This is a genomic window from Enterobacter sp. RHBSTW-00975 (assembly GCF_013615235.1).
GTDB classification, from domain to species: domain Bacteria; phylum Pseudomonadota; class Gammaproteobacteria; order Enterobacterales; family Enterobacteriaceae; genus Enterobacter; species Enterobacter ludwigii.
On record NZ_CP055883.1, the window covers coordinates 314,711 to 326,936 of the forward strand.

At 53.9% G+C, this 12,226-nt stretch carries 12 protein-coding genes; 9 read left to right on the forward strand and 3 right to left on the reverse strand.

All coding sequences use genetic code 11. From position 1 onward, the window contains the following. The first annotated feature begins 100 nt into the window (after positions 1 to 100). Positions 101 to 628: a single-stranded DNA-binding protein SSB1 gene (gene ssb1 / locus HV340_RS01490; protein ID WP_020882840.1), complete on the forward strand. Its 528-nt coding sequence runs from the start codon at positions 101 to 103 to the stop codon at positions 626 to 628. Between the two features lie 63 nt (positions 629 to 691). Here the strand turns inward: ssb1 and HV340_RS01495 are convergent, their stop codons facing one another. After that, positions 692 to 973: a YjcB family protein gene (locus HV340_RS01495; protein ID WP_020882839.1), complete on the reverse strand. Its 282-nt coding sequence runs from the start codon at positions 971 to 973 to the stop codon at positions 692 to 694. Positions 974 to 1,462: 489 nt separating this feature from the next. Here HV340_RS01495 and HV340_RS01500 point away from each other — a divergent pair, with 489 nt between their 5' ends. Together HV340_RS01500 and HV340_RS01505 are read left to right on the forward strand one after the other, a co-directional pair. After that, positions 1,463 to 2,863, forward strand: a complete 1,401-nt coding sequence (locus HV340_RS01500; protein ID WP_032681915.1) for a sensor domain-containing diguanylate cyclase — start codon at positions 1,463 to 1,465, stop codon at positions 2,861 to 2,863. A gap of 339 nt (positions 2,864 to 3,202) precedes the next feature. Beyond that, a complete protein-coding gene (locus HV340_RS01505) occupies positions 3,203 to 4,768 on the forward strand; it encodes an EAL domain-containing protein (RefSeq protein WP_063925905.1) in 1,566 nt (521 codons plus the stop codon). Between the two features lie 6 nt (positions 4,769 to 4,774). Here HV340_RS01505 and soxS read toward each other — a convergent pair whose 3' ends face one another. After that, on the reverse strand, positions 4,775 to 5,101 hold the full coding sequence (gene soxS, locus HV340_RS01510; protein WP_013095071.1) for a superoxide response transcriptional regulator SoxS: 327 nt from the start codon (positions 5,099 to 5,101) through the stop codon (positions 4,775 to 4,777). Between the two features lie 98 nt (positions 5,102 to 5,199). Between soxS and soxR the strand changes: the two genes are divergently transcribed. The 4 genes from soxR (at position 5,200) to HV340_RS01530 (ending at position 10,077) form a co-directional block, all read left to right on the forward strand. Further along, entirely contained in the window at positions 5,200 to 5,658 is a 459-nt protein-coding gene (gene soxR, locus HV340_RS01515) for a redox-sensitive transcriptional activator SoxR (protein WP_014168225.1), read from the forward strand. Between the two features lie 302 nt (positions 5,659 to 5,960). After that, positions 5,961 to 6,632: a glutathione S-transferase gene (locus HV340_RS01520; protein WP_020882836.1), complete on the forward strand. Its 672-nt coding sequence runs from the start codon at positions 5,961 to 5,963 to the stop codon at positions 6,630 to 6,632. A 296-nt stretch (positions 6,633 to 6,928) separates the two neighbouring features. After that, positions 6,929 to 8,278 (forward strand): guanine/hypoxanthine transporter GhxP, encoded by a 1,350-nt coding sequence (ghxP, locus tag HV340_RS01525; protein WP_020882835.1) that lies wholly within the window; start codon positions 6,929 to 6,931, stop codon positions 8,276 to 8,278. A 152-nt stretch (positions 8,279 to 8,430) separates the two neighbouring features. After that, entirely contained in the window at positions 8,431 to 10,077 is a 1,647-nt protein-coding gene (locus tag HV340_RS01530) for a Na+/H+ antiporter (protein WP_014168228.1), read from the forward strand. A gap of 48 nt (positions 10,078 to 10,125) precedes the next feature. Here HV340_RS01530 and HV340_RS01535 read toward each other — a convergent pair whose 3' ends face one another. Continuing rightward, positions 10,126 to 11,007: a LysR family transcriptional regulator gene (locus HV340_RS01535; protein WP_025206385.1), complete on the reverse strand. Its 882-nt coding sequence runs from the start codon at positions 11,005 to 11,007 to the stop codon at positions 10,126 to 10,128. A gap of 102 nt (positions 11,008 to 11,109) precedes the next feature. Between HV340_RS01535 and HV340_RS01540 the strand changes: the two genes are divergently transcribed. Further along, on the forward strand, positions 11,110 to 11,520 hold the full coding sequence (locus HV340_RS01540) for a CidA/LrgA family protein (RefSeq protein WP_032679393.1): 411 nt from the start codon (positions 11,110 to 11,112) through the stop codon (positions 11,518 to 11,520). Then, positions 11,513 to 12,202 carry an LrgB family protein gene (locus tag HV340_RS01545; protein ID WP_023310063.1) on the forward strand — a complete coding sequence of 230 codons (690 nt, stop codon included), beginning with the start codon at positions 11,513 to 11,515 and terminating at the stop codon, positions 12,200 to 12,202. The genes HV340_RS01540 and HV340_RS01545 overlap by 8 nt, the downstream gene beginning before the upstream one ends. The last annotated feature ends 24 nt before the right edge of the window (positions 12,203 to 12,226 follow it).

Genomic DNA, 12,226 nt, shown 5'->3' on the forward strand with positions numbered 1-12,226 from the left:
AGAGATTTCGGAACCGACTACGCAACTATGCAAATTGCAGCGTGGAAATGGTACACTCGCGCGTTTACACTATTAAGAAACGTATTCAGGAGACACGAACATGGCCAGCAGAGGCGTAAACAAGGTGATTCTCGTCGGTAATCTGGGCCAGGACCCGGAAGTACGCTACATGCCGAGTGGTGGCGCAGTTGCCAACATTACGCTGGCTACTTCCGAATCCTGGCGTGATAAAGCGACCGGTGAGATGAAAGAGCAGACCGAATGGCACCGCGTTGTGCTGTTTGGCAAACTGGCGGAAGTGGCTGGTGAGTATCTGCGTAAAGGTTCTCAGGTTTATATTGAAGGCCAGCTGCGTACCCGCAAATGGACCGATCAAGCCGGCGCTGAGAAGTACACCACGGAAGTTGTGGTCAACGTGGGTGGCACCATGCAGATGCTCGGTGGCCGTCAGGGCGGTGGCGCACCAGCAGGTGGCGGTCAGCAGCAGCAGGGCGGTTGGGGTCAGCCTCAGCAGCCACAGGGCGGCAACCAGTTCAGCGGTGGCGCGCAGTCTCGCCCACAGCAGCAGTCCGCGCCAGCACCGTCTAACGAACCCCCAATGGACTTCGACGACGATATTCCGTTCTGATATCCGACTGTTTAAAACAAAAAACCCAGACCTCGGTCTGGGTTTTTTTATTCATCTCAGGGATCAGGTAATCACCATCGGCCAGTCTGGCGGGGTATGGCTCATGGCTTCCACCATGACCACTTTAATATTTTCCCAGACGGCAGCGAGATCCAGCAGGGTGATGCCAAGCAGGCCCGTTGCGAACCAGCATGCTGCGCCCAACCCCAACAGGGTGCTGATGACAGCAAGGCCAGCATAGTCAGATTTACGAAACTGAATATTTAGCGTGCTGGCCAGGAACATCAGCACCGCACTTAACAAAGGCCAGCGCAGGAGAACCATGCTGGTAGTAATGGTTGCCATAAAACCCATCCTCAACAAAGCAGACGAACTGAATGAAACAGTGTTTCTCGTTACACAATATGTGTGAACTATATCACATTTGTTGATTTATTCGCCAGCCTCAGACGGGTGAAAAAAGCAGGAATTATCACAGCCAGGCGTCGCACGAGGATTGAGGGGAAAATATATCTTTGCACGCTAATGACCCCCTTTTATCGCTTCCAGGTAATAAATTCATTGAGATAACAAATCCTCTGCAAATTGAGGTGTGCTGTAGAACGTTTACAGCAACAACCCTTTGGATTATGCTTGAGTGGATAAATAAATTTACTCGCATTCTATAATTCAGGTTTTTGAATTTTATTGGTTTTTTTCTCTTTGTACGTTTTTAATTACACACAACGTCTCGCACTCCAGCTGTGCTGATATTCAGCATCCTGCTCTGGCTCGCCGATTTTTGAATCTGAAGAAAGTTGCGTCCGGTTTAACGCTTAATAATCTGCGAAAAAAATGAAAGAAAAACGACGTGAGATTGTTAATGACAGCCTGCAGGCGTTGCATGCGCTGGCAGATCTGATGCCCCAGCTTCACGCCCATTGTTCGCTGGGCGAGATGCTTGAGACGATCAACCGGGCCTTCGGGGCAAGCCTGGCCTGGATTAGCGTTGATACTGACGGGCTGCAGCGCGTGGTCTGTGCCGGTGAAGTGACCTGTCACTCATTTGAGGTGGCCGATTTTCTTGCCGGTACCCTGCTGGAGAAGCATCACCGTGCGTGGCGGGTCGTCTACTGGAAAGAGAATATCGGCCGCGCATTATTCTCCGCTCATCATCCTGGCTATTTGCAATTGCAAAGCGGGGTGTTATGCAAGCTTTCAACCCATAACGGACAAGGCAGCGGCTATTTCTTTCTGGCGTTTGCTGAGCCGTTATATTCTCTGGCCATCCTGAAAAGTATTGTTGCGGTGCTGGTCGAAAAATTAAAAGACTATTTTTCAGAAATTATCGTTCGTGAAAAAACAGCGCAGGAAATGCAGCGTGTGGTGACCCAATATAAAACCCTGTTTGAACGAGCGCCTGTTTTAATGAACTCATTCGATAAATTTAACCGCTGCGTGCTGTGGAATGCTGAGTGTGAAAAAGTGTTTGGCTGGACAATGGCGGAGATCAGCGCCCATGCCGATCCGCTCTCACTGTTTTACCCCGACCCGGAAGAGCGGCGACGGGTCAGGGAGTCGGTAAATGTCTCGCCGCTAAAGGATATGTACGAGTGGCATCCACTGCGTAAAGACGGTACGCCGTTGACGGTTTTGTGGTCAAACATTCTGCTGCCGGACAGCTCAGTCCTGAATATCGGGCTTGATATTACCGAACGTAAAAAAGCCGAACAGCAGCTGGAAGTGAAAGCGACCACGGACGATCTTACCGGGTGTTTTAACCGTTCAACCATTTTACAGCAGCTGGAATCCGCGCTGGCGGCAAATGCCAGGCAGGATGCTGACAGCCATTTTTGCGTGCTCATGTTTGACCTGGATTTTTTCAAACAGATCAACGATCGGTGGGGGCATCAGGTGGGCGATCGGGCGCTTATCCACTTTTGCCAGGCTATCCGTGAGTTAAGCCCCGAGAACGCTGCGCTTGGCCGTGTGGGCGGCGAGGAGTTTTTACTCCTGCTGGCGCGAACCGACGGCAACGCGGGCGCACTTTTTTCTGCGAGGCTACGTACTGCCCTCAAAACCAACCCGCTCGTGGTGGGAGAGAAAAAGCTGGTGCTGTCATTCAGCGCCGGGGCGGTGGAGGTCTGCCAGGGCCAACGCGATACTTCAGGATTACTGATGCGTGCCGATAAAGCATTATATGACGCCAAGCGTACGGGTCGGGGGAAAACGGTGGTGGCTGCTGATTATTTATAAATCAAAAAACAAAATACGCGCGAGTAAATAGCATAAAATGTCATGTTGCCGTTGTTGTTTTTTCACACTGCCAGAAGTTTGGCTTAATCAACGATCCTCTGTTGTGTTATCTTCAAATCTCCCGTACCCGCTGGATAATTATTTTCCTTAATTGAAACGGAACGAATACTTACAGTTTAGCTTACGGGAAAATATTATCGTCATAACGAAAATTAAGATTTTTAATACTAAAAGTCAGTTGCTAACTTCGCATGATTCATGCAACGTAATCACCTGTTAAACAAAGCATCCGGCCTTCATTACTACAGGCGTACAACATGCAGGGATATAGGGCGGGAAATGAATCGTAGCGCGCGGCGCAAGATGCTCAGGGTGGTAGGGATCATCATGGTAGTTATGCTGCCGGTGATGCTTGCGCTATGGTTTGCCCAGATAAGAGCCGTGTCGGAAACAAGCGCTCAGCTACGCACCTTTGCTGAACTGGCGTTAGACAAAACAGAGCTGGTAATTCAACAGGTTGATCTGGCCCGCGACGAGGCTGAAAAATATCAGGGTGAACGTTGTACACCAGAACATCGTCAATATATGTTGAACGTTGTTCGCGGTCGTCTGTTTGTTGCGGATTTAATTTATGCTGAAGGTCAGAATTTTCTTTGTTCGACCGTTTTTACACCCGCCAATCCTTATCTGATATCCACTGCTAATTACACACGTAAACCTGACGTTGCTATCTATTATTATCGCGATACGCCATTTTTCACTGGCTATAAAATGACATATATGCAGCGCGGAAATTATGTTGTGGTGGTCAATCCGCTTTCCTACAGCGAAGTAATGTCGACAGATCATTCCCTTTCGTGGGGGGTATACGACACGGTAACGAATGCATTCTTTTCCGTCAGTCAGCGCGCGAATGTTACTTTATTAAGTTCGATGATTCGGGATAAGGAATCGGTATTTCAAAAAGATAACCGTTTTTATACGGTCGTCAAATCCCCAAAACGGCCTATTGCCGCTATCGTGTCGACGTCGAATAAACGTTTTTATGAAATGCTTTATCACCAGGCGACGTTGACGCTACCGCTGGGGATGATCTGCAGCATAATTATTTTGCTGGTGTGGTCTCGCACCCATCGTGAACTTAATTCTCCCGGGCGGTTACTGCAGCGAGCGCTCAATAAACGCCAGCTTTGTGTCCACTATCAGCCGATTATTGATATCAAGAACAACCAGTGCGTGGGAGCCGAGGCGTTATTACGCTGGCCTGGCTTTAACGGACCGGTCATGAGCCCGGCTGAATTTATTCCGCTGGCGGAAAAAGAGGGCATGAGCGAGCGAATTACGGATTATGTTGTCGAAGAGGTATTCAGCGATCTGGGCACATTCCTGGCAACACATCCGCATCTCTATATTTCGATTAACCTGTCGGCCACGGATTTCCACTCTTCACGGCTGATCGCCATGATTTCGGACAAGGCCCGACACTACGCCGTGCGTGCGCAGCAAATTAAAATCGAAGTCACGGAGCGCGGTTTTATTGATGTCCCTAAAACCACTCCGGTTATTCAGGCGTTCCGTCAGGCGGGTTACGAAGTGGCGATTGATGATTTTGGAACGGGTTACTCTAACCTGCACAACCTTTATTCGCTGAATGTCGATATTCTGAAAATCGACAAATCCTTTATCGACACCCTAACAACCAACAGCACCAGCCACCTTATCGCCGAGCATATTATTGAGATGGCACAAAGCCTGCGGCTTAAAACCATTGCGGAAGGGGTGGAAACGGCAGAGCAGGTGAGCTGGTTGTTGAAGCGTGGCGTTCAGTTCTGTCAGGGATGGCACTTCGCGAAAGCGATGCCGCCCCAGGAGTTTATGACCTGGCAGCAGCAACCTTTGCATTGAGAGCCATTAATTCAACTGGTGGCGATAGTCGCTCGGTGTGCGGTCAAACTCGCGGCGAAACACGCGGGAAAAGGTTTGTTGCGACACATATCCCAGATCCATCGCGATATCAAAAATGGGCCGCTGCGTTGAGCGTAAGGCCTGCGCCGCCAGCAGCAGTCTGCGCTGACGAATGTACTCACCCAGCGTCTGGTGCATAACGGTACGGAACATTCTCTGTAAATACCATTTCGAATAGCCGGATTTTTTAGCGACCACATCAATGTTCAACGGTTGGTCGATATGTTCATCAATCCATTCAATAAGTGTCTGAATAATTTGCTGATGCGACATAAGGTTGCCCCTCTGTAGATACAACTGCCCTGGTTGATTCGTCGTTTTCTCTGCGGGCGAGTATAATTCCTCAAGTTAACTTGAGGTAAAGAGGTTTTATGGAAAAGAGATTGCCGCGAATTAAAGCGTTGTTAACCCCCGGCGAAGTGGCGAAGCGAAGCGGCGTTGCGGTGTCGGCGCTCCACTTCTATGAAAGCAAAGGGTTAATTAAAAGCATCCGAAACGCCGGAAACCAGCGACGCTACACGCGTGACGTGCTCCGTTATGTCGCAATTATCAAAATTGCCCAACGAATCGGAATCCCCCTGGCCACCATCGGCGATGCGTTCGGCGTGCTGCCGGAAGGGCACTCTCTCAGCCCGAAAGAGTGGAAAGAGCTTTCCTCTCAGTGGCGTGAAGAGCTGGATCGACGCATTCACACGCTGGTAGCGCTGCGTGATGAACTGGACGGATGTATTGGCTGCGGCTGTTTGTCGCGCAGTGATTGTCCGTTGCGTAACCCGGGCGACAGGCTGGGTGAGCAGGGGACAGGGGCGCGATTGCTGGAGGAAGACTGAGATCCGGCGGAAAACCGCACCTCATACCGCACCTCATAAAGAACTAAAGCGCCACAAAAGGGCGCTTTAGTTTTTCCCGGTCTTTGTCTTTCACTCTATCCCGCTGGTTCACGGGAGGGTTTCCCCCGACATCAGCACCCCTCATGTCGAGCGTGTTGGGGAGGTTCCGGATTGTGCTGACACTTTAATTCTATGCAAGACCCGTCTTTTCGCCAGTCGGTCAGGCCGTTTTTTAGGCGAATTTTTTTCGCGGTGTTGTTCGATTTTCTATAGTTAAAAAGTATGAATAAAAGGAGAACACAATGCTCACGGTACACCACCTGAACCAGTCCCGCTCACACCGTGTGATCTGGGCGCTGGAAGAACTTTCCCTGCCCTATGAGATTGTTCGTTACCAGCGCGAAAAGAGCATGCTGGCGCCTGAGTCGCTCAAAAAAGTGCACCCGTTGGGCAAATCGCCGGTTATTGAAGATAACGGCCTGATCCTCGCCGAGTCGGGGGCCATCCTCGAATATCTTCAGGAAACCTACGATCCGGAGTCGCGGCTTAAGCCTCTGGATCCTGCGCATAAGGTGCAGTACCGCTTCTGGTTGCACTATGCCGAAGGTTCGCTAATGCCGCTGCTGTTGATGAAGCTGGTTTTCAGTAGCCTCGGTAAGCCGCCCGTGCCGTTTGGTATCCGCACGTTGGGTAAAGCGCTGGGGCAGGGAGTGCAAAAAGCGTATCTCAACCGCCAGCTTGAAACCCATGCACGCTTTATTGAGTCGCATCTTGCCCATAACAGCTGGTTTGCCGGCGATACGCTCAGCATGGCGGATATTCAGATGAGCTTCCCGATTTTTGCCCTGCTGGCGCGCGGTGGCATCGATAACCTCCCGCATACCCAGGCCTGGAAGAAAAAAGTGGAGAGCAGCCCTGGCTGGCAAAAAACGCTGGAGCAAGGTGGCCCGTTATCGATTCCGGGTGGGGAGTGAAATGTAAACAAATTGCGCACAGACGATAACGTTTGCGCATCCTCTGTTTATTTCTTCAGCGTCATAAGGGAATTTTAGCGAAAAACGATAAAGTTCAGTTGAAAAGGGCGGGGATTAGGCTAGATAATCGTTTGCCTTAATTTGACCACCCGTTTGTAAGCGCGGAGCTAAACGTTTGCTTTTTCTGTGACGCCCCTTTCGTCGCAAATGCAAAACACGGATTTGACGTTTAGCTGGCAGTGGCGTCTCCACCATGCTTACGGACTTTCTATAAAAACTCTCAGGGGATGTTTTCTATGTCTACGCCATCTGCGCGTACTGGCGGTTCGCTTGACGCCATCTTTAAAATTTCGGCTCGCGGCAGCACCGTGCGTCAGGAAATCGTTGCCGGTCTGACCACGTTTCTGGCGATGGTTTACTCCGTCATTGTCGTTCCGGGTATGCTGGGTAAAGCGGGCTTCCCACCGGCGGCCGTCTTTGTTGCTACCTGTCTCGTGGCGGGCGTTGGCTCCATCGTGATGGGCCTGTGGGCGAACCTGCCGCTGGCAATCGGTTGTGCAATCTCGTTGACCGCCTTTACCGCTTTCAGCCTGGTTCTGGGTCAGCACATCAGCGTACCGGTTGCGCTCGGCGCCGTGTTCCTGATGGGGGTACTGTTTACCGTTATCTCCGCCACCGGCATCCGTAGCTGGATTTTGCGCAACCTGCCTCAGGGCGTGGCGCATGGCACCGGCATTGGTATCGGGCTGTTCCTGCTGCTGATTGCCGCAAACGGCGTCGGCCTGGTGATCAAGAATCCGCTGGACGGTCTGCCGGTGGCGTTGGGTCATTTCGCGAGCTTCCCGGTCATTATGTCCCTGATCGGTCTGGCGGTAATTATTGGTCTGGAAAAACTGAAAGTCCCGGGCGGCATTTTGCTGACCATTATCGGGGTGTCCATTGTTGGCCTGATTTTCGATCCTAACGTTCACTTCTCCGGGATTTTCGCCATGCCGTCGCTGAGCGATGACAAAGGCAACTCTCTGATTGGCAGTCTGGATATCATGGGGGCATTGAACCCGGTGATCCTGCCAAGCGTGCTGGCGCTGGTGATGACCGCGGTGTTTGATGCAACGGGTACCATCCGTGCCGTCGCGGGTCAGGCGAACCTGCTGGATAAAGACGGTCAGATTATCGATGGCGGCAAAGCGCTGACCACCGACTCCCTGAGCAGCGTCTTCTCGGGTCTGGTGGGCGCGGCTCCGGCTGCGGTGTATATCGAGTCCGCTGCGGGTACGGCGGCAGGCGGTAAAACTGGCCTGACGGCCATTACCGTTGGCGTGCTGTTCCTGCTGATCCTGTTCCTCTCTCCGCTCTCCTACCTGGTGCCGGCCTACGCGACCGCACCTGCGCTGATGTACGTTGGTCTGCTGATGCTGAGCAACGTGGCGAAAATCGATTTTGCTGATTTTGTGGATGCGATGTCAGGCCTTATCACGGCGGTCTTTATCGTGCTGACCTGTAATATCGTGACCGGCATCATGATCGGTTTCGCGTCGCTGGTGATTGGGCGTCTGGTCTCCGGCGAGTGGCGCAAGCTGAACATCGGCACCGTTGTGATTGCCGTCGCGCTGGTGGCGTTCTACGCGGGCGGCTGGGCAATCTAAGTTGTCCATTGATGCGAAAACGGGTGGCTCAGGCCGCCCGTTTTTATTTTCAGGACTCATCCCGTTGTCTTTTGCGTTACTCTGGGGAAGATAGAATAACAGGCACGACGCCTTAGGTTTGGCTTTTAAGAAACACAGCAAACAGGGAACGCATGGAAATCTTCTTCACAATACTCATCATGACTCTTGTGGTCTCGCTATCCGGGGTAGTCACACGCGTACTGCCCTTTCAGGTCCCCCTGCCATTAATGCAAATTGCCATCGGCGCGCTGCTGGCGTGGCCGACGTTTGGCCTGCACGTGGAGTTCGACCCCGAACTGTTCCTCGTGCTGTTTATTCCGCCGCTGCTGTTTGCCGATGGCTGGAAAACGCCCACGCGTGAATTCCTTGAGCACGGGCGAGAGATATTAGGTCTGGCGCTGGCGCTCGTGGTGGTCACGGTGGTCGGGATTGGCTTCCTGATCTACTGGGCGGTACCGGGCATTCCGTTAATTCCGGCCTTTGCGCTGGCCGCGGTGCTGTCACCAACCGATGCCGTGGCGTTGTCCGGCATTGTCGGTGAAGGCCGTATTCCGAAGAAAATCATGGGGATTTTACAGGGTGAGGCGCTGATGAATGACGCCTCTGGCCTGGTTGCCCTGAAATTTGCCGTGGCCGTCGCGATGGGCACGATGATCTTTACCGTAGGCGGCGCGACCCTGGAATTCTTCAAGGTGGCGATTGGCGGTATCCTGGCCGGGTTTGTGGTGAGCTGGCTGTATGGTCGTTCGCTGCGCTTCCTCAGCCGCTGGGGCGGCGATGAACCGGCGACACAGATTGTGCTGCTGTTCCTTCTGCCGTTTGCCTCTTACCTGATTGCCGAACATATCGGCGTGTCGGGCATTCTGGCGGCGGTGGCGGCAGGGATGACCATCACCCGCTCCGGCGTAATGCGCCGTGCGCCGCTGGCCATGCGCCTGCGTGCAAACAGCACCTGGGCAATGCTGGAATTTGTCTTTAACGGGATGGTGTTCCTGCTCCTGGGCCTGCAGTTGCCGGGCATCATGGAATCCTCGCTGGTGGCGGCCGAGGCCGACCCGAACGTCGAAACGTGGATGTTGTTCACCGATATCGTGCTGATCTACATGGCGCTGATGCTGGTGCGTTTCGGCTGGCTGTGGACGATGAAAAAATTCAGCATGCGCTTCCTGACGAAAAAACCGATGGAGTTCGGCTCGTGGACCACGCGGGAGCTGCTGATTGCTTCTTTTGCTGGCGTTCGCGGGGCGATTACGCTTGCCGGTGTGCTGTCCATTCCGCTGCTGCTGCCCACGGGCGATGTCTTCCCGGCGCGCTATGAACTGGTGTTCCTGGCGGCAGGGGTGATTCTGTTCTCACTGTTTGTCGGCGTGATAATGCTGCCTCTTCTGCTGCAGCATATTGAGACGGGTGACTCGACTCAGCAGCATAAAGAGGAGCGTATTGCCCGCGCGGCGACCGCCGAAGTGGCGATTGTGGCCATTCAGAAGATGGAAGAACGTCTTGCGGCGGACACGGAAGAGAACATCGACAACCAGCTGCTGACTGAAGTGAGCTCGCGCGTGATTGGTAACCTGCGTCGTCGTGCCGATGGCCGCAACGATGTGGAAAGTTCGCTGCAGGAGGAGAACCTGGAGCGCCGGTTCCGTCTGGCGGCGCTGCGCTCAGAGCGTGCGGAGCTGTACCACCTGCGCGCCACGCGGCAAATCAGCAATGAGACGCTGCAAAAACTGCTGCACGATCTGGATTTGCTGGAAGCCTTGCTGATAGAGAATCAGTAGCCCGTGCGGGCTGATGCCCTCACCCTGACCCTCTCCGCCCGGAGAGGGTCAGGGAACCCAAAACCCTTCACAGCATTTCAGCCACGCCTGCGCGCTGTGCGATAAATAAACCCCTTCGCGCCAAATCATCCCTAACTGCCAGTGCAAATCGCTTTCCAGCGGGATCCAGCGCAGGGTGTTTTTATCGAGCCGTTCGCAAATCGGCTGCGGCAATATCGCAATGCCGACGCCAGCCTGCACCATCGCGGCCAGGAAATCCCACTGCCCGCTGCGCACCGCAATGCGCGGCTTCACGTTGTGTTGATTAAACAGCGCCATCAGCTGGCGGCTGAGGGCGAAATCTTCGTTGTAAATCAGCAGCGGGTGTTCTCCGAGCCGTTCGGGTTTCACCGTGTCGACCTTCAGCCAGTCACCAGAGCGGGGTACCAGCACGCACAGCGGGTGGCTAAAGAGCGGCAGCGTCGCCAGACCGCTCTCTTCCTCCACGGGGAGGGCGGTCATGGCGACATCCAGCTCGCCGTTGGTGACCGCCTGTTGAACCGTTAAGCCGCCAAACTCGGAAATTTTCAGCTCAACGCCGGGATAACGCTGGCGAAACAGGCTGATGGGGCCGGCCATCATCATCCCAACCATCGGCGGGATGCCGAGGCGCAGCAGCCCTTTTGTCAGGTGATTGATATCGCCAAGCTCCGCTTCCAGCTGGCGGAACTCCGCCAGGATCGCCAGCCCGCGTTCAAAGACGACCCGCCCGGTATCGGTCAGCAGCAGCTTGCGTCCGTCGCGGATAAGCAGGGTGCAGTTCAGTTCATCTTCGAGGTTTTTCAGCATCTTGCTGATGGTGGGTTGGGTGACAAACAACTTCTCCGCTGCGCGGGTAAAACTTTGCTGACGAACCACTTCGACAAAATAGCGCAGCGTTCTTATGTCCATGATTATTCCTCGGAACTATACCTTTGATGATTTTAATTCATTTCAGTCCATTACGTGCGCTCACTATACTGGCGCCTCGTCTCATTTTTGAGGAAAACCCCCATGGCCGTGGCGTTAAGCCGTGTTACGCCTGCCGTTGTGCAACGACTTCAGGTACCGGTTCAGGTACTGCTTTATGCGGGACTGTTTGTTTTCGCGGAATATCTTGTCAACTGGTTGCATCTGCCGCTGCCTGCCAACCTGGTCGGAATGGTGCTGATGCTGACGCTTATCCTCTGCCGCGTTATCCCCCTCAACTGGGTACGCGCCGGCGCGCGCTGGCTGCTGGCGGAGATGCTGCTGTTCTTTGTGCCTGCCGTGGTCGCGGTGGTGAACTATGCGCAACTGCTGAGGGTAGATGGCTGGCGCATTTTCGCGGTCATTGCGCTGAGCACGCTGATGGTGCTGGGGGCCACCGCCTGGGTGGTTGATAAAGTGTATCGGTTTGAAATCAGCAGGCAAAAGCATGACTAACTTCCAGATAAGCGTGTTGTGCCTGATTGCCACCCTGGCGATCTACTTTGCCAATAAACGGCTGTATCGCCGTTTTCACGCGCTGCCGCTGATGCCGCTGGTCTTTACGCCGATCCTGCTGGTCCTGATGCTGGTCTTCGGGCATATCTCCTGGCAGAACTACATTGGGGAATCCCACTGGCTGCTGTGGCTACTGGGGCCTGCGACCATTGCCTTTGCGGTACCGGTGTATGACAACCTGGCGATCATCAAACGCCACTGGATGTCGCTCAGCGCTGGCGTGATCACGGCCACGGTGGTGGCGGTCTGCAGTTCCGTCTGGCTGGCCCGGCTGTTTACGCTGCCCGATGAAATTCAGCGCAGTCTGGCCGTCCGTTCGGTCACCACCCCGTTTGCGCTGGCCGCGGCCAAGCCGCTCGGTGGACAGCCGGATCTGGTCGCGTTATTTGTGGTCGTGACGGGTGTCTTCGGGATGGCGGTTGGCGACATGCTTTTTTTGCGGCTGTCGATCCGTGAAGGAATGGCGAAAGGGGCGGGATTTGGCGCGGCATCGCACGGTGCGGGAACGGCACGTTCGTATGAACTCGGGCAGCAGGAAGGGGTGGTGGCAAGCCTGGTGATGATGCTCTCGGGCGTGGTGATGGTATTGATTGCACCGCTGGTGGCGTGGGTGATGTTCTGATTTCCCCGGCCAGTAAGGCCGGGG